We start from the raw sequence: 20,385 nt of genomic DNA, 5'->3' as shown, positions 1-20,385 counted from the left end.
CACGTGGGCGCCGGACGTCGCGGGCGATGCGGTCGCGTTATGCGAACTGGCGCAGGAAACGCAGATCGTTCTCGAAGAACAGACGCAGGTCCTGCACGCCATAGCGCAGCATTGTCAGACGCTCGAGCCCGCTGCCGAACGCGAAGCCGATGTAGCGCTCCGGGTCGAGACCCATGTTGCGGATGACGGTCGGATGCACCTGACCCGAGCCGGAGATTTCCAGCCATTTGCCCGCGTTCTTGCCATGCTCGAACATCATGTCGATCTCGGCGGACGGCTCCGTGAACGGGAAATACGACGGACGGAAGCGCACGAGAATGTCGTCGCGCTCGAAAAACTTCTTGAGGAAATCGGTGTACACGCCCTTCAGATCGGCGAAGCTGATGTTCTCTTCGATCCACAGGCCTTCGACCTGGTTGAACATCGGCGAGTGCGTGGCGTCGCTGTCGACGCGGTACGTGCGGCCCGGCACGATCACCTTGATCGGCGGCTTGTTCATGCGCGCGTAGCGCACCTGCATCGGGCTCGTGTGCGTGCGAAGCAGGAGCGGACGGCCGTCGGCGTCGTTGCTGTCGACGTAGAACGTGTCCTGCATCGAGCGCGCCGGATGGTTCTCCGGGCTGTTCAGCGCGGTGAAGTTGTACCAGTCGGTTTCGATCTCGGGGCCGTCGGCCACGTCGAAGCCGATGGTGCGGAACACCTGCTCGACGCGCTCCCACGTTCGCATCACCGGATGCAGCGTACCCGCGCCCGCGCCGCGTCCCGGCAGCGTGACGTCGATGGCTTCCGCCGCGAGACGCTGGTTCAGCAGCGCGTCGGCGAGCGCCTGACGGCGCGTGTTCAGCGCGGCTTCGACCTGCTGCTTCGCCTGATTGATGCGCGCGCCCGCGGTCTTCTTCGCTTCCGGATCGAGCTTGCCCAGCCCCTTCAGCAATTCGGTCAGCGCGCCGGACTTGCCGAGAAACCGGGCCTTCTCGTTTTCGAGCGTGGTGGTATCGGTGGCGTGTTCAAAGGCGCTTTTCGCGTCGGCGACAATCTGGTCCAGATCCATTGATCCCATCTTTTAACGTCGAAATTCAAACTGAGGTTCGGTTTTGCTCATCCACGCCCGTGATGCGCATGTGATGTGCAAAACCGTCCGACCAACAAAAACGGGGCTCGGTGAGAGCCCCGTTTTCTGCCTTTGCGCCGCCGTCAACAACCCGGCGACGAAGAGGCGAACCACGCAGTACTAATTTCGCAATTAGGCTGCAACGGCGGCTTTCACCTGCTTCACGATCGCAGCAAAAGCAGCCTTGTCGAACACAGCCATGTCAGCCAGAACCTTGCGGTCGAGTTCGATCGAAGCCTTCTTCAGGCCGTTGATGAACACGCTGTAGGTCATGTCGTGCTGACGCACCGCCGCGTTGATACGCGTGATCCACAATGCGCGGAACACACGCTTCTTGTTGCGGCGATCGCGGTAGGCGTACTGCCCTGCGCGCATGACCGCCTGCTTGGCGATGCGATAGACGTTATTGCGACGGCCGCGGTAACCCTTGGCCAGACGGATGATCTTCTTGTGACGGGCCCGTGCGGTAACCCCACGTTTTACTCGAGGCATGTTGCTCTCCTATGAGTGTAAGTTGAGATTACGCGAACGGCAGCATTGCGCGGACGGAGTTCATATCAGACTCATGAACTCCGGTGATGCCACGCAGATGGCGTTTGTTCTTGGTGGTTTTCTTGGTAAGAATGTGGCGCTTGAACGCTTGACCGCGCTTGACGGTACCGCCCGGACGCACCACGAAGCGCTTTGCAGCACTCTTCTTGGTCTTCATCTTCGGCATGAAACAACTCCAGTTTATTAGATGGTCATGGGTGTGCGGCTGATCCGCCGATGCTGCCAACGAACCCCTTCCCGCCCTTCGAAACCCACGCTCCACTTATGCGCGAACGGTTCGGTGAAGAACCGCCGCCTTTCATGAGCGCCGCCGCCGAAGCGGCCACGCCCTGAAACTTCCGACAATGCCGCGCCAGCCGCCTTGCGACGGCGCGCGATCCACTGTCTTGCTACCTGTGCTTACTTACCCTTTTTCTTCGGGGCAAGCACCATGATCATCTGACGCCCTTCCATCTTCGGCATCTGCTCGACCTGGCCGAATTCATCCAGATCCGTCTTCAGACGTTCGAGCATACGCATGCCGATTTCCTGGTGCGCCATTTCACGGCCGCGGAAACGCAACGTGATTTTCGTCTTGTCGCCGTCTTCGAGGAAGCGCGTGAGGTTGCGCAGCTTGACGTTGTAATCACCGTCATCCGTGCCGGGGCGGAATTTGACTTCCTTCACCTGCACGATCTTCTGCTTCAACTTCGCTTCGTGCTGCTTCTTCGCTTCCGAATACTTGAACTTGCCGTAATCCATCAAACGGCAGACAGGCGGCGACGCCTGCGGCGCGATTTCGACGAGATCCACGTCGAGCTGTTCCGATTGACGGAACGCTTCGGCCAGCTTCACGATTCCGAGCGGCTCGTTGTCCACTCCGACCAAACGCACTTCCGGCGCGGTAATTTCACCGTTGATGCGATGTGACGACTTATCAGTAGCGATGTTACGTTTCCTCTAAAAATGAAAAAACAAGCCGCGCTGCGAGTGACTTACTTGAACGCCCGCACTTCCTGCTGCAGACGTTCGAGGAATGCGTCGACCGGCATCACGCCCAGATCGACACCGCCACGAGCACGCACGGCCACGGTTTGCGCATCACGCTCCTTGTCCCCGACGACCAGCAAATACGGAACCTTTTGCAGCGTGTGCTCGCGTATTTTATAGCTAATCTTCTCGTTGCGCAAATCGGACTCCACTCTAAGCCCTTGTTTTTGCAACGATTGGGTCAGATTTCCGGCATATTCCGCCTGACTTTCAGCAATATTCAGCACAACGGCCTGGGTCGGCGCGAGCCACGGCGGCATTGCACCGGCATGGTGCTCGATCAGAATGCCGAGAAAACGCTCCATCGAGCCGACGATTGCGCGGTGAAGCATCACCGGACGGCGGCGGCTGTTGTCTTCCCCGACATACTCCGCGCCGAGCCGCTCCGGCAGCACCATGTCGAGCTGCAGCGTGCCGCATTGCCACGAACGGCCGAGCGCATCCTTGATGTGGTACTCGATCTTCGGACCGTAGAACGCGCCTTCGCCGGCGAGCTCTTCCCACTGCAGACCGCACGCGGTCAGCGCTTCGCGCAGGCCCTCTTCGGCGCGATCCCAGGTTTCATCGGTGCCGGCGCGCTGTTCCGGGCGCAGCGACAGCTTGATATCGATGTGATCGAACCCGAAATCTTTGTACACGCTCATCGCGAGGGTATTGAAGGCGATCGATTCCGCGATGAACTGATCCTCGGTGCAGAAAATATGCGCGTCGTCCTGGACGAAGCCGCGCACGCGCATCAGGCCGTGCAGCGCGCCCGACGGCTCGTTGCGGTGGCACGAACCGAATTCCGCGTAACGCAGCGGCAGATCGCGGTACGAACGCAGGCCGTGGTTGAACACCTGAACGTGACCCGGGCAGTTCATCGGCTTGATGGCGTAGTCGCGCTTTTCCGACTCGGTCGTGAACATGTTTTCACGATAGTTCTGCCAGTGGCCCGACGCTTCCCAGAGCGAGCGGTCCATCACCATCGGGGTCTTGATCTCGAGATAGCCGGCGTCGTTCACGCGACGGCGCATGTACTGCTCGACCTGTTGCCACAGCGACCAGCCCTTCGGATGCCAGAACACCATGCCCGGCGCTTCGTCCTGCAGGTGGAACAGGTCGAGCTGCTTGCCGAGCTTGCGGTGATCGCGCTTTTCGGCTTCTTCGAGCATGTGCAGATACGCATCCTGATCTTCCTTCTTGGTCCAGGCGGTGCCGTAAATACGCTGCAATTGCTCGTTCTTCGAGTCGCCGCGCCAATAGGCGCCCGCGACCTTCATCAGCTTGAAGACCTTCAGCTTGCCGGTGGACGGCACGTGCGGGCCGCGGCACAAATCGATGAAATTGCCGTGGCCATAAAGCCTGATCTCATCGCTTTCCGGGATCGACTCGATGATCTGCGCCTTGTACTGCTCGCCGATGCTCTTGAAGTACTCGACCGCCTCATTGCGCGACACGACGCGGCGCGACACCGGCTCGTCTTTCTTCGCGAGCTCCTGCATGCGCTTTTCGATCTTCTCGAGATCTTCGGGCGTAAAGGGGCGGCTGTACGAGAAGTCGTAATAGAACCCGTTGTCGATGACCGGCCCGATGGTCACCTGCGCCTCGGGGAACAGGTCCTTCACCGCATACGCCAGCAGGTGCGCGGTCGAGTGACGCACGACATCGACACCTTCCGGGTCTTTGTCGGTGACGATGGCAAGCGAGGAATCCTTGTCGATCAGAAACGAGGTGTCGACGAGTTCGCCATTGAGCTTGCCGGCGAGCGCCGCCTTGGCGAGGCCCGCGCCGATCGATGCCGCGACTTCCGCGACCGTCACCGGGTGGTCGTATTGTCGGACCGACCCATCAGGCAAACGTACCGAAACCATATCGTTCTCCAAGACGCCCCGCGCATGCCGAGCGATTTCGATTTAAGCATTGCCGCGCGATTTCATTTGAAAAAACGCAAGGCAAAAAAAATGCGGCCCCGCTATCGAGGGGCCGCATTCACTTTTCACACATACCGCGAAACAATTTGGCAGAAGGCGAAATAGGTCCTCGACTAGCGTCGCTCCGAATGTGTTTCGGTCAACGTTCGAAGTGCCATTTCTTTTCGCCTTTTGCGCTGAGCGCTTCTTGCGGTTCGAAACTCCGGTGAACCGCAGTTTCTGTTTCGTTGGTAGGCTCGATTGGACTCGAACCAACGACCCCCACCATGTCAAGGTGGTGCTCTAACCAGCTGAGCTACGAGCCTGAAAGAAGTGAGATTATATGGAGCGTTTCGGATCTTGGCAAGTGCTTATCTTCAGAAAAATGGAAAATATTCGCCGATCCGTTCAACATCCCGCCGATCACGCACGCCGCGACGCGCGAATCACACCTTGTATCTCGCCGAGCAACGTGCACGCACGCTGAATCTGCGCTGCGTTCGACACTTCCACGGTGAACTGCATATATGCGATGTTCCTGCGGCTCTGGCTTTTCACGCCGATCACGTTGATCTTCTCGCGCGCGAACACTTCGGAGATATCGCGCAGCAAGCCCTGCCGGTCCGCTGACTCGACCGCGAGATCCACCGGATACACCGACGATCCTCGCCCGTTCATCACTTCGGCGGACCATGTAGTGTGCAGCACGCGCTCGGGCGAGCGCTGGGCCATGCGCTCGAACGTCGCGCAATCGGTGCGGTGAATCGACATGCCCTTGCCGCGCGTGACGAAGCCCGCGATCGGATCGGGCGGCGCCGGACGGCAACAGCGCGCGAGTTGCGTGAGCAGCGCGTCCACGCCGACGACCAGCACGCCCGTCGATGCGCCATGCGCGACGCTCTGCCCGCTGCTGCGCTTTTCGAACTGCTCGGGCGCTTCGGGTTCGGGCTCGGGCGGCGGTGCATCAGAGAGCGCCTGTTCGATGTGGCGCAGACTGAACTCTTCCTTCGCGACGACCGCGTAGAGATCCTCGGGCGTCTTGAAGCCGAGCTTCGCCGCCAGTTGGTCGAGGCTGACCGAGGTCTTCCCTTCGCGCTGCAAGGTCTTTTCGACGATCGTCCGGCCCGCCGCGATGTTCTCCGCCGCGTCCGCCGCGAGGAACCACGAACGCACCTTCTGGCGCGCACGCGCGCTGTGCAGATAGCCGAGTTGCGGATTGAGCCAGTCGCGCGACGGGCCGCCCTCCTTCACCGCGACGATCTCGACCGTCTGGCCGTTCTGCAGCGGTGTATTGAGCGGCACCATCGCGCCGTCGACGCGCGCGCCGCGGCAGCGATGTCCCAGCTCGCTGTGCAGGTGATACGCAAAATCGACGGCGGTCGCGCCCTGCGGCAACGCGATCACGCGCGCTTGCGGCGTCAGCACGTAGATATGGTCGTCGTCGAGCGTGGCGTCGCGCAGATGCTGCCAGCCCGGCGGCTCGCCTTCGACATCGTCCTTCCACGCGAGCAACTGCCGCAGCCACGCGATCTTCTCGTCGTATTTCTCGTTCGCCGTCACCTGGCCCGCATAGCCGCGCGTGCCCGCTTCCTTGTAGCGCCAGTGCGCCGCCACGCCGTATTCCGCGAACTGATGCATTTCCTGCGTGCGGATCTGCACTTCGAACGCGCGCCCGTCGTCGCCGATCACGACCGTGTGCAACGACATGTAGCCGTTCGGCTTGGGTCGCGAGATGTAGTCGTCGAACTCGCGCGGGACCGGCTGCCACAGGTTGTGCACGATGCCGAGCACGGTATAGCAGTCCTTGATGTCGCCGACGATGACGCGAAATGCACGCACGTCGTTCAGCTCGGAGAAGTCGAGATGCTTGCCGCGCATCTTCTTCCAGATGCTGTAGATGTGCTTCGGCCGCCCGCTCACGTCGGCCTTGATGTGCGCTGTGTCGAGTTCCTTCTGCAGACGCGCGATCGCCTCGGTGACATAGGTCTCGCGCTCGACGCGCTTTTCATCGAGCAGCTTGGCGATACGCTTGTAGGTGACCGGGTCCTGGAAGCGGAACGAGAGATCCTCGAGTTCCCACTTCAGTTGCCAGATGCCGAGCCGGTTGGCGAGCGGCGCGTAGATTTCGAGCGTCTCGCGCGGCACGTCCGGCGACGGTTCGGTCTTGTGCGCGGCGTGATAACGCAGCGTCTGCACGCGCGATGCAAGCCTGATGAGCACGACGCGGATGTCCTGCGCGAACGCCAGCAACATCTTGCGCAGCGCCTCGACTTGCGCGCGGCGCGCGGCCTGCGCATCGCGCGTGTTCTCGGGCAGTTCGGCGAGCGTCGCGCGCGAACTCACGGAGCCCAGCCGCAAGAGCTTGCGCACATCGCCGACGAGCCGCTGAACTTCCGGACCGAAACGCTCGGCGATGACTTTTTCCGGATCGTCGAGATGCGGCGCGAGCACGAACAGCGCCGCAGCGGCGACGGCATGCGAATCGACGTTGAGCGTCTGCATGATGCGCGCGGTGCCGACCGCGTGATCGGCGAGCGACTCGCCCGTCGAGACGCGCGCGTCTCCGGCGCGCTCGCGCACGAACGCGAGCGCGTCGTCGATGGACGGCTCGGGCAGCATTTCGGCGCGGACGGCGGTCTCGGTCATGCGGGCAATGCGACTACTTCAGGCGAGGCGGTCGATCAGCTGCGTTGAGCCGCGATCACGACGATTTCGACGAGGCACGCGGGATTGGCCAGTTTCGATTCGACCGTGGCGCGCGGCGGCGTGTTGCCTTCCGCGACCCACGAATCCCACACCGCGTTCATGCCGGGGAAATGAATCATGTCCGAGATGTAGATCTGCACCGACAGCAAATGCGACTTGTCGCTGTTCGCCTCTTCGAGCAAACGATCGATGTGGCCGAGCACTTCACGCGTCTGACCGGTGATGTCCTGCTCCGTGTCTTCCGCGATCTGGCCAGCGAGATACACCGTGCCGTTGTGGATCGCGATCTCGGAAAGGCGCGGGCCGACGTGATGACGAATGACTGCCATTGTGTGTTCCTGATCGATGAATGATGGAAAAACGGGCACTAGCGACGCAGGCCCAGCCCGATATTATGCCCCGCTGCCGCCATGTTCGAGAAAGAACCCCCTGGCGACGGCGATTTGATCTTCGACAAGAAAGGCCGGCGCATGCCCCGCGCCGGGAATCTCCGCGCTCGTCACGGCCTGGCCTTTTTCGACCATCTGCGCGACCGTCTCGCGCGACAGCAAATCCGACGTCTCGCCGCGCACGACGAGCACCGGCGTCCTGATCGACGCGAGCGAGTGCCACAGGAACGCTTCGCCGGCGGCATTCTGCTCGTCGGTCGCCGCCGTGAAAGGCGTCGCGATGCCCGGGTCGTAGCGAAAGCCCCACGCGCCATCGCGCTCGTGCAAAAGCGGCGTGTTGATGCTGGCCCACTCCTCGTCGGTCAGTGGCCCGAACGACGACGCGAGCGCCGCCGCGTGGCGCACGCCTTCATCGAGCGAAGCGAAGCGCGCCGGCTTGCCGAGATAATCGCCGATGCGCTGTAGCGCGATGGGCTCGATATGCGGCCCGACGTCATTGAGCAGCATCTTCCTGATCGGCGTGTTCGGCAGCCCGCCGAGGGCCATGCCGATGAGCCCGCCCATCGACGTGCCGAACCAGTCCACCGTCTCCACGTTCAGGCGCGCGACCAGCGTGACCATGTCGGCGACATACTGCGCCACGCCGTAGTAGCGCGGATCGGCCAGCCAGTCGGACAGGCCGCGTCCGACCACATCCGGACACACCACGCGATAGTCGTGGGCGAAGGCCTGCGCGAGCTTGTCGAAGTCGCGGCCCGAGCGCGTCAGACCATGCACGCAGAGCAGCACGCGCGGATTCGCCGGATCGCCCCATTCCGTATAGGCCATGCGATGCAGACCCGCCGGGCTCGCACATTGCACGAAGCGCTGGCGCGGCTCGCTCAGATCGGAATGCACTGCTTCGACGACGATGGATGCGGTCATGGAGAGATCCTCATGGGAAGTGTCCAAACGATTGTAAAGCCCATCAGCCCTGATCGAGCGGAGCCTGGCCGAATGGACGACCCCACTCGCGCGCAACGCAGATGCGGCCACGCGCGCAAAAACAAAGCGGGCGAAGCTTCAACAGCTTCGCCCGCCCCGGTTCGCGCTCACGCCGCACGCGCGGCGTTCATGTCACATCGCGCTTACTTCACGCTCGTAACATCGAGCGGCGCGCCCGTCTTCTTCTGAATTTCCTCGACGCTCACGCCGTCGGCCAGCTCGACCAGCTTCAGGCCGTTGTCGGTGACGTCGATCACGCCGAGATCCGTGATGATGCGATCCACGACGCCCACGCCCGTCAGCGGCAGCGTGCATTCGTCGAGAATCTTGTGCTGGTCGCCCTTCGCGACGTGTTCCATCAGCACGACGACCTTCTTGACGCCCGCGACGAGGTCCATCGCGCCGCCCATGCCCTTGATCATCTTGCCGGGAATCATCCAGTTCGCGAGATCGCCTTTCTTGCTGATCTGCATCGCGCCGAGGATCGCCAGGTTGATGTGGCCGCCGCGGATCATCGCGAACGAATCCGCCGACGAAAAGATCGACGAGCCCGGCAACGTGGTCACGGTCTGCTTGCCGGCGTTGATGAGGTCGGCGTCGACTTCATCTTCATACGGCGACGGGCCGATGCCGAGCAGGCCGTTTTCCGATTGCAGCCACACTTCCATGCCGTCCGGCACGTGATTGGCGACGAGCGTCGGCAAGCCGATGCCGAGGTTCACGTAGAAGCCGTCCTGCAGTTCCTTCGCCGCGCGCGCGGCCATCTGGTCACGAGTCCAAGCCATGATTACGCTCCTTTCGCGCGGACGATACGTTGTTCGATGCGCTTTTCCGGATGCGCATTCAGGACGAGGCGCTGCACGAAGATGCCGGGCGTATGGATCATGTCCGGATCGAGTTCGCCCGTCTCGACGATCTCTTCCACTTCGGCGACGGTGATCTTGCCGGCCATCGCGCACATCGGGTTGAAGTTGCGCGCCGTGCGGCGGTAGATCAGATTGCCGGATTTATCGGCTTTCCATGCCTTCACGATACCCACGTCCGCCGTCAGCGAATGTTCGAGCACGTAGTGGTTCTCGCCGAACTGGCGCGTTTCCTTGCCTTCGGCAATCACGGTGCCGAAGCCGGTGTTCGTGAAGAACGCCGGAATGCCCGAGCCGCCCGCGCGCAGTTTTTCGGCGAGCGTGCCTTGCGGCGTGAATTCGAGTTCGAGTTCGCCGGCGAGATATTGCCGCTCGAACTCCTTGTTTTCGCCGACGTACGACGAAATCATCTTCTTGATCTGGCGCGTCTCGAGCAGCAGACCGAGGCCGAAGCCATCGACGCCCGCGTTATTGCTGATGCAGGTGATGTCCTTCACGCCGGTGTCGCGCAGCGCGGCGATGAGCGCTTCGGGAATGCCGCACAGTCCGAAACCGCCGACGGCGAACGTCTGCCCGTCCTTGACGATGTCCTCGAGCGCGGCTTTCGCGCTGGGATAGACCTTGTTCATCTGAGTGTCCCTTCCATGTTGAAACCAACTGAAAATCGGCTTTTTGATGCCGCCGATGCGCTGTTATACGCGCTTCACGCGGCCTTTTGGCGTGACAAGAGAGTACTTTGCCCACTCGATCCGGCACAATACGCAAAAATACATAAGTCATTGCCCGCGCATGTTTGGTTCCCGGCGTCTTTTGGCCGCGAAACGCCAGGCGAGCGCGCGCCCGATCTCTCATGCAAGCACTGGATTATCAAACCGCGTTCCATCTCGCGCCCGTCGGGCTCGTGCTCTCGCGCGAGCGCACCATCGAGGACTGCAACGAGCAGCTTTGCGCGATCTTCGGGTATGTGCGCGAGGCGCTCATCGGCAAGTCGTTCGAGGTGCTGTATCCGTCTCCGGACGAGTTCGCGCGCATCGGCGAGCGCATCGCCGCGCACATCAGCAAGGAAGGCACGTACAGCGACGACCGCATCATGAAGCGCCGCAACGGTGAACTGTTCTGGTGTCACGTGACCGGGCGCGCGCTCGATCAGGGCGCGCCGCATGCGGCGGGCGTGTGGACGTTCGAGGACCTGAGCGCGACGCGGCGGGTCGCGATCGAACTGACTCCACGCGAGCGGGAAATCGCCGCGCAACTCGTGATGGGCAAGACGAGCAAGCAGATCGGCCGCGTGCTCGAAATCAGCCCGCGCACGGTGGATATCTACCGCGCGCGGCTCATGAGGAAGTACGACACCGGCAACGCCACCGAACTGCTGCAGCGGCTGCTCGGCACCTGACATGCGCGCTCAGAGCGCGACCGGCGATCGCGTCTCGATGACCTGCCGCAGATAATCCGGAAGCGGCACGGACTTGCCGGCGGCGTAGTCGATCCACACGACTTTCGCCGCGCCGCGCGCGTACAGCACGCCGGGCGCATCGGCGCGATACAGCTCGAAGCGCGTATCGAAGCTGCTGCGTCCCGGCTTGCCCACCGACATCCGCCCGATCACGTCGCCGGGATAATGAAGCTGCTTCAGGAACTCCATCGACGCGTTCACGATCACCGGCCCCTGCCCCTCGCCATTGCCGCCCGCAATGCCGATCTCCTCGAACCACGAGATGCGCGCCTGCTCCATGTAGCGGAAATACACGGTGTTGTTGACGTGGCCGAACGCGTCCATGTCGCCCCAGCGGATCGGCATGGACAGGTTGAAGACGGTGTGAAAGTCGTTATGCGTGGTCATTTGCTATCGGAAGAAAGGCGATGTTCAAAGCGAAAAACCATCGTCCGCCGAGATCACCGAGCCGTTCATGAACTGCGATTCGTCGGCGGCGAGCAGCAGAAGCAGGCCGTCGAGATCGTTCGGCGAGCCCACCCGGCGGCGCGGCAGCATCGAAACGAGCTTTTGCCCCTGCTCGGTTTTCCAGTGATGGTGATTGATTTCGGTATCGATGTAACCCGGGCAGATCGCGTTGACGTTGATGCCGTGGCGGCCCCACTCCAGCGCCATCGCCTTGGTCATCTGCACAACGGCGGCCTTGCTCATCGCATAGAGGCCGATCTGCGGAAACACGCGCAAGCCGGCCACGGACGCCACGTTGATGATGCGGTAAGCGGGCTTGGGCGCGCCGTTGCCGCGCATGATCATGCGCTTGGCGACCTCCTGCGCGACGAAAAACGCGCCGCGCACGTTCGTGCCGAACACGAACTCGAAGTCCGCGGGGGTGACGTCCGTCAGCTTCTGTGTGGTCGACACGCCCGAGTTATTGACGAGGATGTCGATGGTACCCGCTTCCGTTTCCGCGTGCGCGACCGCCGCCTTGATGCTCTGGTAGTCGGTCACGTCGAGCGACACGACGTGCGCGGCGCCGCCCGACGACTCGATTTCGGCGCGCAACTCCTTGAGCCGCTCCGTGCGGCGGCTCGCGAGCACTACCTTGGCGCCCGCCTGCGACAGCACCTGCGCGAAACGCTTGCCCAAACCGCTGGACGCGCCGGTGATCAGCGCGACCTTGCCTTCCAGGTTGATCGAACGGCCCATTGTGCTTCCTTGTTCTGTGGTTAACTCAGCCCTGGCTGGCGCGGGGCGCGATGCGGGGCTGTCAGCGTCGACACCGATGGCGCGGGTGCCGTGAATATTAGTACGATCGTGCTAAATTGGCGAGCCTCGGTTGCAGCCCGCTTAACCTTCGCTGAAAATACGCGATCCCGAAAGGGCATTCTAACGGTACATAGGAGCATTGATGACCCCGGCGAGCCTCATCGAGCAATACGGTCCCCGCGAATCGATGGAATACGACGTCGTCATCGTCGGCGGCGGACCAGCCGGTTTGTCGGCGGCCATCCGGTTGAAGCAACTGGCGGAGGAAAAAGGCGTCGAGATCGGCGTGTGCGTGCTGGAGAAAGGCTCCGAGATCGGCGCGCATATCCTCTCCGGCGCGGTGATGGACCCGCGCGGGCTGTCCGAGCTCATCCCCGACTGGAAGGAAAAAGGTGCGCCGCTCGACGTCGAAGTGACCGAGGACCGGTTCCTGTTCCTGTCGCAGAACGACGCGAAGCAAGTGCCGAACTGGCTGCTTCCCGACAATTTCAAGAATCACGGCAATTACGTCATTTCGCTGGCGAATGTCACGCGCTGGCTCGGCCAGCAGGCGGAGGCGGCGGGCGTCGAAATCTTCCCGGGCTTTCCGGCCGCCGAAGTGCTCTACGCCGAGGACGGTTCCGTGCGCGGCGTCGTCACAGGCAATATGGGCGTCGGCAAGGACGGCGAGCCGACCGAGAATTTCCAGCTCGGCATGGAACTGCACGCGAAGTACACGCTTTTCTGCGAAGGCGCGCGCGGGCATCTGGGCCGTCAGCTCATCGATAAATTCAAGCTCAACCAGAATTCCGACCCTCAGGTGTACGGCATCGGCATCAAGGAGCTGTGGGAAATCGATCCGGTCAAGCACAAGCCCGGCCTCGTGATCCACACCGCCGGCTGGCCGCTCGAACCCGATACCTACGGCGGCTCGTTCCTCTACCACATGGACAACAATCAGGTGGTGGTGGGCTTCGTCGTCGGGCTGGGGTATTCGAATCCGTATCTGTCGCCGTTCGAGGAATTCCAGCGTTACAAGACGCATCCGTCGATCCGGCCATTCCTCGAAGGCGGCAAGCGCATTTCCTACGGCGCGCGCGCGATCACCGCGGGCGGGCTGATGTCGCTGCCGAAGCTCGCATTCCCGGGCGGCGCGCTAGCCGGCGACGACGCGGGTTTCCTCAACGCATCGCGCATCAAGGGCAGCCACGCGGCGATCAAGTCCGGCAAGATGGCCGCCGAAGCCGCGTTCGAAGCCGTGCAGGCGGGCCGTCAGAACGACGAACTCACGGCATACCCCGAAGCGTTCGACACGTCGTGGCTCAAGACCGAACTGCATCGCGCGCGCAACTTCAAGCAGTGGATGAGCAAGGGCCTGTACCTCGGCACCTTCATGGTCGGTCTGGAGCAGAAGGTGATGGGCGGCAACGTGCCGTGGACGCTGCATCATCAGCATTGGGATCACGAGATGCTGAGGCCGGCGTCGCAGTGCAAGCCGATCGTCTATCCGAAGCCCGATGGCAAGCTCACGTTCGATCGTCTCTCGTCGGTGTTCATCTCGAACACGAACCACGAAGAGAATCAGCCGGCGCATCTGACGCTGAAAGACCCGAGCGTGCCGGTCAACGTGAATCTGCGCACCTATGCCGGTCCGGAAAGCCGCTACTGCCCGGCTGCGGTGTACGAGTTCGTGAAGTCCGACGACGGCAACGAACGCCTGCAGATCAACGCGCAGAACTGCGTGCACTGCAAGACCTGCGACATCAAGGACCCGACGCAGAACATCGTGTGGGTCACGCCGGAGGGCGGCGGCGGGCCGAACTATCCAAACATGTGATTGCTGCCTCGCCAAATGAAAACGGGCGCCGGTCGTTAAGACCGGCGCCCGTTTTTCAATGCTGCGCGACTTACTTCGTGGGCGCCTGAGCCGCGATCCGCGGCGTGTCGACGACCACGTCGCCACATTGCGCGCGATGCCGCAGCGCGTGATCCATCAGCACGAGCGCGAGCAGCGCTTCGGCGATCGGCGTGGCGCGAATGCCGACACACGGATCATGACGCCCGAACGTCTCGACGGTCGCGCTCACGCCTTCCTTGTCGATCGACTGGCGCGGCGTGCGGATGCTCGAGGTCGGTTTGATCGCGATCGACACCGTGATGTCCTGGCCGCTCGAAATGCCGCCGAGAATGCCGCCCGCGTTGTTGTTCAGAAAGCCTTGGGGCGTCATCTCGTCGCCGTGTTGCGAGCCGCGTTGCGCGACGCTCGCAAACCCCGCGCCGATCTCCACGGCCTTCACTGCGTTGAGGCCCATCATCGCGTGGGCGATGTCGGCGTCGAGCCGGTCGTACAGCGGCTCGCCCAACCCGACCGGCACGCCGCTCGCAACGATTTCGATACGCGCGCCAACCGAATCGCCGTCACGGCGCAGGTTGTCCATGTATTCCTCGAGCTGCGGCACGATCTGCGCATTCGGCGAGAAGAACGGGTTCTCGCGCACGTGCTGCCAGTCGACGAACGGGATATCGATCTCGCCCAGCGCGCTCATGCAGCCGCGCGTTTCGAGACCGAACTTCTCTCGCAGCCACTTCTTCGCGACCGCGCCCGCCGCGACGGTCGGCGCGGTCAGCCGCGCAGACGAACGCCCACCGCCGCGATAGTCGCGCACACCGTACTTTTGCCAGTACGTGTAGTCGGCATGACCGGGCCGGAAGGTCTGCGCGATGTTGCCGTAGTCCTTGCTGCGCTGATCGGTGTTGCGGATCAGGAGCGCGATGGGCGTACCCGTCGTCACGCCTTCGAACACGCCGGAAAGGATCTCGACCTGATCCGCTTCCTGACGCTGCGTGACGTGACGCGACGTGCCCGGGCGGCGCCGATCGAGTTCGATCTGGATATCGGCTTCCGTGAGCGCCATGCCCGGCGGGCAACCGTCGATCACGCAGCCGATCGCCGGACCATGCGACTCGCCGAAATTCGTGACGGTGAAGAGCGTGCCAAGGGTATTGCCGGACATGAGCGTCGACCTGAAAAAAAGTGTCGGGGAAACCGCTATTATGCCAGCGCCATCGCTTTCAGCGCCTTGCGCCCCGCAGCGCCGACACGACTTCCTGCAGATGCTGGGGCGTCGCATCGGCGGGCGCGATCGGCTCGCCGACCGCGAGCGTGAGGCGCGTCATCGCGCCGCGATGGATCGGGCGCGGCCACTGCGCGTCCTCGTGGCGCGAAAACACGCTGCCCCAGAGACCGCGCAGCGCCATCGGCACGACGGGCGCCGGATGACGTCGCAGAATCTCGGAGATGCCGCCGCGAAACGGGTTGAGTTCGCCGGTCCGCGTGAGCTTGCCCTCGGGAAAGATACAGACGAGATCGCCCTCGTCCAGCGCCGTCGCGCACGCCGCGTAGGCACGTTCGAGCATGCCGGGGTCCTCGTGCGCGGGCGCGATCGGAATCGCCTTCACATGCCTGAACATCCAGCCGACGAAGCGCGTGCGGAAGATGCGATGATCCATCACGAAACGAATCGGCCGCGGGCTTTCCGCCATGATGACGACCGCATCGACGAAACTCACGTGATTGCACACGAGCACCGCCGCGCCATGCGACGGAATACGCTGCGCGTCGACGAGACGAATGCGATAGAACGTGTGCACCAGAATCCACGCGATGAAACGCAGCAGAAACTCCGGCACGAGCGAATAGATATACACGGCGACCACGACATTGAGCAGCGCCGTCGTCAGAAAGAGTCCAGGAATGCCGACGCCGAACGACGTGAGCGCAAGCGCCATCAGCGCCGAGACGATCATGAAGAACGAGTTGAGAATGTTGTTCGCCGCGATGATGCGCGCGCGGTGCGTCGGCTGGCTGCGCGCCTGAATCAGCGCGTAGAGCGGTACGCTGTAGAAACCGCCGAACATCGCGAGCAGGAACAGGTCCGCGAGAATGCGCCAGTGCGGCAGCGCGAGCAGGAATTCGCCGACGTTGAGCAGATGCCCGGCGGGCGCGATGCGATGACTCGCGAAGAACAGATCGATCGCGAACACGCTGATGCCGATTGAGCCCAACGGCACGAGCCCGATTTCGACGCGGCGCTTCGAGAGCCGCTCGCACAACAGCGAGCCGGTGCCGATGCCGATGGAAAACGTCGCGAGCAGAATCGTCACGACATCGGGATCGGCGGACAGCACGTCCTTCGCGAAATTGAAGAACGACGTGAGAAAGGTCGCGCCGACGAACCACAGCCACGAAATTCCGAGCAGGCTCAGAAACACGGTACGGTCGGACTTCGCGAGCCGGAGATTGCGCCACGTCTCCGAAAACGGATTCCAGTTGATGCGCAGATCCGGCTGCGACGCGTCCGACTTCGGCACGAACGTCGACGCCACGCGCCCGATGATCGCGAACGCGATGCACGCGACAGCGAGCATCATCGCGCCATGCTCGGTCGCCCCCGCCGCCGCCCCGCCGATGATGGTGCCGATCAGGATCGCGACGAACGTGCCCATCTCGACGAGCCCGTTGCCGCCGACGAGCTCATGCGAATCGAGATGCTGCGGCAGATACGCGTATTTCACCGGCCCGAAGACGGTGGAATGCACGCCCATCAGGAACGTGCACGCGTACAGCAGCGGCGCGCTATGCAGCAGGAAACCCGCGCCGCCGATCAGCATCACGACGATCTCGAAGCTCTTCACGAGACGCGCGAGCACCGCCTTGTCGTACTTGTCGGCGATCTGGCCGGAAGTCGCCGAGAACAGCACGAACGGCACGATGAAAATCGCGGAAATGAGAAACGCGGCGGTCTTCGGATCGACGCCGGAAAAGCGCGCGGCCTGAAACGTCACGAGCGACGTGAAGCCGACCTTGAAGACGTTGTCGTTCATCGCGCCGAGGAACTGGGTCCAGAAAAACGGCGCGAAGCGGCGCTCGCGCAACAGGCTGAACTGGCTTTCGCCTTCGGCGTGCGAACGTGCGGAAGTGCGCGACGAGGCGCGCAGCGGTTTGTCACTCATGACTTGCGGAGTATTGAAGTCCGGCGTTGATCGCGCGTGGACCGCGATCGAATCCGAATGGAACGGAAACCGGGCCGCGGGTTGCTGTCGCCCTTAGGCCGGATGAAAAAAAGCGCGCCATCGTGGCGCGCTGCGGATGATGAATCTGGCGCAAGTTCGGCTCGCCGGTCGCCGCGAAGGGCGACGCCTTGCGGCACGACACGAGGGCTCAGCGTGCTTCTTCCTGCTGCTCGGGCCAGTCGCGGATATACGCCTTCAGCATGCGATTCTCGAAGCCCTGCTCTTCCACGACGGCCTTGGCCACGTCGTAGAACGAGATCACGCCCATCAACTGGCGCTTGTCCATGACCGGCAGATAGCGCACGTGATGCTCCAGCATCATGCGGCGCACTTCGTTGACGTCCGTTTCCGGCGTGCAGGTGAGAGGATGGTCGTCCATGACCTTGCGGATGGTGGTCGCGCCGACCGAGCCGCTGTTGTTGTGCAAGGTCAGGATGATCTCGCGGAAGGTCAGCATGCCGACCAGATCGCCGTATTCCATGATGACGAGCGAGCCGATGTCGTGCGCCGCCATCGTGTCGATTGCGTCGGAGAGCGGCGTATCGGGGGTCACGGTGAACAGCGTGTTGCCCTTCACCTTAAGAATGTCGCTGACTCGCATGGCTGTCTCCTCGCGAAATGCCTGGTTCTGATGCTCAAAAATGAATGAAACGATGGATCGATGCTATCGGAAAGGCCCGCAAAAGGAAAGCGAACGCAGCCCGCATCAGCCGAATGGACAAGGCTTTGCGCGATTGCCGGCCGCGCGTTCGCCCTAGGTCTGGCCGCCCGAATCCGATGTTAGGATGATTGACCCTCATTTTCGCCGCACGCCGCGCCGCCCGCGCGCCGGCCGCCCATGATGCCAGCCAACCGTTTCGACACGCTCGCACTGCACGCGGGCGCCGCGCCCGACCCCGCCACCGGCGCCCGCGCGACGCCGATTTATCAGACCACCTCGTTCACGTTCCGCGACAGCGATCACGCCGCCGCGCTCTTCAACATGGAACGCTCGGGGCACGTGTATTCGCGCATCTCGAACCCGACCGTCGCGGTGTTCGAGGAACGCGTCGCGGCGCTCGAAGGCGGCGTCGGCGCGATCGGCACGGCAAGCGGCCAGGCCGCGCTGCATCTCGCGATCGCCACGCTGATGGGCGCGGGCTCGCATATCGTCGCATCGAGCGCGCTCTACGGCGGCTCGCATAATCTGCTGCACTACACGCTGCGGCGCTTCGGCATCGAGACGACCTTCGTGCCGCCTCACGATCTCGACGCGTGGCGCGCGGCCGCGCGGCCGGACACGCGGCTGTTCTTCGGCGAAACGCTCGGCAATCCCGGGCTCGACGTGCTCGATATCGCCGGCGTCGCGGAGATCGCGCACGAGCACGGCGCGCCGCTGCTCGTCGATTCCACCTTCACGACGCCCTATCTGCTGCGCCCGTTCGAGCATGGCGCCGATCTCGTCTATCACTCCGCGACGAAGTTTCTCGGCGGACATGGGACGACGATCGGCGGCGTGCTCGTCGACGGCGGCACGTTCGATTTCACCGCGAGCGGGCGCTTCCCCGAATTCACCGAGCCTTACGACGGTTTTCACGGCATGGTCTTCGCCGAGGAAAGCACCGTCGCGCCGTTCCTGTTGCGCGCCCGGCGCGAAGGCTTGCGCGATTTCGGCGCGTGTCTGCATCCGCAAGCCGCGTGGCAGTTGCTACAAGGCATCGAAACCTTGCCGTTGCGCATGGATCGCCATGTCGCGAATACGCGCAAGGTGATCGAATTCCTGCTGAGCTCGCCCGCGGTCGAGGGGGTGGCCTATCCCGAACTGCCGACGCACCGCGATCGCGCGCTCGCCGAACGTCTGCTGCCGCGCGGCGCGGGCGCGGTGTTCAGCTTCGATCTGAAAGGCGGCGTGCCGGCGGCGCGCAAATTCATCGAAACGCTCACGCTGTTCTCGCATCTCGCGAACGTCGGCGATGCGCGCTCGCTCGTGATCCATCCCGCATCGACGACGCATTTCCGCATGGATGCCGCCGCGCTCGCTGCTGCCGGTATCGGGCCGGGACGCATCCGTCTTTCGATCGGTCTGGAAGATCCGGACGATCTCATCGACGATCTGAAGCGCGGCCTGAAAGCCGCGCAGAAAGCCGGCGAAAGCGCACCGGACGCCGGCGCGGCCGTGCCGCTCGGGAGCCGCGCATGATCTTCGATCTCCAGGGCCGCGACGCTTACGCCTACACCGGCGGCAAGCCTTTCGACGCCGCGCGGCCGGCCGTCGTGTTCATTCACGGCGCGGAACACGATCACAGCGTCTGGGCGCTGCAAACGCGCTACTTCGCGCATCACGGCTTCGGCGTGCTGGCGCTCGATCTTCCGGGGCATGGACGCAGCGTCGGGCCCGCGCGCTCCACCATCGGCGCGCTCGCGGACTGGGTGATCGGTGTGCTCGATGCGGCGGGCGTACAGCGAGCGCTCTTCATCGGTCACAGCATGGGCTCGCTGATCGCGCTCGACACCGCTGGCCGCTATCCCGCGCGCACGATGGGCCTCGCGCTGCTCGCGAGCGCCGCGCCGATGGCCGTCTCCGACACGCTGCTCGACGCCGCCCGCGAGCACGAGCCGGAAGCCATCGCGATGGTGAACCAGTGGTCGCATTCGACGATCGCCGCAAAACCGTCGAGCCCCGCGCCGGGCTTCTGGCTGCAAGGCGTGAATCAGCGGCTGATGGAGCGCGTGAGCCTGCGCGGCGAAGCGCTGCTTTTCCATACCGATTTCAGCGCCTGCAACACCTATGCGGACGCGCTCGACCGCGCATCCGCCGTGCGTTGCCCGGTGTGCGTCGTGAGCGGCAAACGCGACATGATGACGCCGCCGCGCGCCGCCCGCCCGCTCGTCGACGCGCTGAAGAAAGCCGGCGCTCCGGTGCAAACGGTGGAACTGGATGCGGGCCACGCGCTGATGTCCGAGCAGCCGGACGCGACGCTCGACACGCTGTTCGCGTTCGCGCTCGGATGCGCCAAGACGGGCTGAACCGTACCGTGCGGCACACCGCCGTTCCCGCTTGCACGCCGCGCATGACGGTCGCAGAATGAATCTTGCTGACGTGATGACGAGATCGTCAGGCACGCAT

Annotated in this window: 19 protein-coding genes and 1 tRNA gene; 4 read left to right on the top strand and 16 right to left on the bottom strand. The window is 63.1% G+C overall.

Annotated elements, in window-relative coordinates; all coding sequences use genetic code 11:
- Window positions 1-37: 37 nt before the first annotated feature.
- The 11 genes from pheS to NK8_RS05410 form a co-directional block, all read right to left on the bottom strand.
- Complete coding sequence (gene pheS, locus NK8_RS05460; RefSeq protein WP_213227920.1) at window positions 38-1,051, bottom strand: phenylalanine--tRNA ligase subunit alpha; 1,014 nt, start codon at window positions 1,049-1,051, stop codon at window positions 38-40.
- A gap of 192 nt (window positions 1,052-1,243) precedes the next feature.
- Entirely contained in the window at window positions 1,244-1,603 is a 360-nt protein-coding gene (gene rplT, locus NK8_RS05455) for a 50S ribosomal protein L20 (RefSeq protein ID WP_008350196.1), read from the bottom strand.
- A gap of 28 nt (window positions 1,604-1,631) precedes the next feature.
- On the bottom strand, window positions 1,632-1,829 hold the full coding sequence (rpmI, locus tag NK8_RS05450) for a 50S ribosomal protein L35 (RefSeq protein ID WP_061175715.1): 198 nt from the start codon (window positions 1,827-1,829) through the stop codon (window positions 1,632-1,634).
- Between the two features lie 233 nt (window positions 1,830-2,062).
- Window positions 2,063-2,590, bottom strand: coding sequence for a translation initiation factor IF-3 (gene infC / locus NK8_RS05445; RefSeq protein ID WP_075644636.1), 528 nt, complete (start codon window positions 2,588-2,590; stop codon window positions 2,063-2,065).
- A 47-nt stretch (window positions 2,591-2,637) separates the two neighbouring features.
- Complete coding sequence (thrS, locus tag NK8_RS05440) at window positions 2,638-4,545, bottom strand: threonine--tRNA ligase (protein WP_061175716.1); 1,908 nt, start codon at window positions 4,543-4,545, stop codon at window positions 2,638-2,640.
- Window positions 4,546-4,833: 288 nt separating this feature from the next.
- Window positions 4,834-4,910, bottom strand: a tRNA-Val gene (locus NK8_RS05435).
- Between the two features lie 97 nt (window positions 4,911-5,007).
- Window positions 5,008-7,230, bottom strand: a complete 2,223-nt coding sequence (locus NK8_RS05430; RefSeq protein WP_213227918.1) for a bifunctional (p)ppGpp synthetase/guanosine-3',5'-bis(diphosphate) 3'-pyrophosphohydrolase — start codon at window positions 7,228-7,230, stop codon at window positions 5,008-5,010.
- Between the two features lie 35 nt (window positions 7,231-7,265).
- Window positions 7,266-7,619 carry a RidA family protein gene (locus NK8_RS05425; RefSeq protein ID WP_162065404.1) on the bottom strand — a complete coding sequence of 118 codons (354 nt, stop codon included), beginning with the start codon at window positions 7,617-7,619 and terminating at the stop codon, window positions 7,266-7,268.
- A gap of 63 nt (window positions 7,620-7,682) precedes the next feature.
- Window positions 7,683-8,603, bottom strand: coding sequence for an alpha/beta fold hydrolase (locus NK8_RS05420; protein ID WP_213227916.1), 921 nt, complete (start codon window positions 8,601-8,603; stop codon window positions 7,683-7,685).
- A 203-nt stretch (window positions 8,604-8,806) separates the two neighbouring features.
- Window positions 8,807-9,448, bottom strand: coding sequence for a CoA transferase subunit B (locus NK8_RS05415; RefSeq protein ID WP_061175720.1), 642 nt, complete (start codon window positions 9,446-9,448; stop codon window positions 8,807-8,809).
- A 2-nt stretch (window positions 9,449-9,450) separates the two neighbouring features.
- The gene (locus tag NK8_RS05410; RefSeq protein WP_162065402.1) at window positions 9,451-10,155 is read right to left on the bottom strand and encodes a CoA transferase subunit A; all 705 of its coding nucleotides are present in this window, start codon (window positions 10,153-10,155) and stop codon (window positions 9,451-9,453) included.
- Between the two features lie 221 nt (window positions 10,156-10,376).
- Here NK8_RS05410 and NK8_RS05405 point away from each other — a divergent pair, with 221 nt between their 5' ends.
- The gene (locus NK8_RS05405; protein ID WP_162065401.1) at window positions 10,377-10,922 is read left to right on the top strand and encodes a LuxR C-terminal-related transcriptional regulator; all 546 of its coding nucleotides are present in this window, start codon (window positions 10,377-10,379) and stop codon (window positions 10,920-10,922) included.
- Window positions 10,923-10,931: 9 nt separating this feature from the next.
- Here the strand turns inward: NK8_RS05405 and NK8_RS05400 are convergent, their stop codons facing one another.
- Both NK8_RS05400 and NK8_RS05395 read right to left on the bottom strand, forming a co-directional pair.
- Window positions 10,932-11,369, bottom strand: coding sequence for a thioesterase family protein (locus tag NK8_RS05400; RefSeq protein WP_213227914.1), 438 nt, complete (start codon window positions 11,367-11,369; stop codon window positions 10,932-10,934).
- Between the two features lie 24 nt (window positions 11,370-11,393).
- Entirely contained in the window at window positions 11,394-12,167 is a 774-nt protein-coding gene (locus NK8_RS05395; RefSeq protein WP_061175724.1) for an SDR family oxidoreductase, read from the bottom strand.
- 202 nt (window positions 12,168-12,369) lie between these two features.
- On the opposite strand from NK8_RS05395, the gene NK8_RS05390 reads away from it, so the two are divergent.
- Entirely contained in the window at window positions 12,370-14,043 is a 1,674-nt protein-coding gene (locus NK8_RS05390; RefSeq protein ID WP_213227912.1) for an electron transfer flavoprotein-ubiquinone oxidoreductase, read from the top strand.
- A 70-nt stretch (window positions 14,044-14,113) separates the two neighbouring features.
- Here the strand turns inward: NK8_RS05390 and aroC are convergent, their stop codons facing one another.
- The 3 genes from aroC to NK8_RS05375 form a co-directional block, all read right to left on the bottom strand.
- Window positions 14,114-15,220: a chorismate synthase gene (gene aroC / locus NK8_RS05385; RefSeq protein WP_213227910.1), complete on the bottom strand. Its 1,107-nt coding sequence runs from the start codon at window positions 15,218-15,220 to the stop codon at window positions 14,114-14,116.
- A gap of 58 nt (window positions 15,221-15,278) precedes the next feature.
- On the bottom strand, window positions 15,279-17,219 hold the full coding sequence (locus NK8_RS05380; protein ID WP_213227908.1) for an MFS transporter: 1,941 nt from the start codon (window positions 17,217-17,219) through the stop codon (window positions 15,279-15,281).
- Between the two features lie 208 nt (window positions 17,220-17,427).
- Entirely contained in the window at window positions 17,428-17,880 is a 453-nt protein-coding gene (locus tag NK8_RS05375; RefSeq protein ID WP_162065396.1) for a CBS domain-containing protein, read from the bottom strand.
- 240 nt (window positions 17,881-18,120) lie between these two features.
- Between NK8_RS05375 and NK8_RS05370 the strand changes: the two genes are divergently transcribed.
- Entirely contained in the window at window positions 18,121-19,458 is a 1,338-nt protein-coding gene (locus NK8_RS05370; protein WP_213228503.1) for an O-acetylhomoserine aminocarboxypropyltransferase, read from the top strand.
- The gene (locus NK8_RS05365; protein WP_213227906.1) at window positions 19,455-20,285 is read left to right on the top strand and encodes an alpha/beta fold hydrolase; all 831 of its coding nucleotides are present in this window, start codon (window positions 19,455-19,457) and stop codon (window positions 20,283-20,285) included. Before NK8_RS05370 ends, NK8_RS05365 begins: the two co-directional genes overlap by 4 nt.
- Window positions 20,286-20,385: the final 100 nt, after the last annotated feature.

Source organism: Caballeronia sp. NK8, from assembly GCF_018408855.1.
Taxonomy (GTDB): domain Bacteria; phylum Pseudomonadota; class Gammaproteobacteria; order Burkholderiales; family Burkholderiaceae; genus Caballeronia.
The sequence above is the reverse complement of the archived record's forward strand: the minus strand, read 5'-3'. Positions and strand labels throughout refer to the sequence as shown.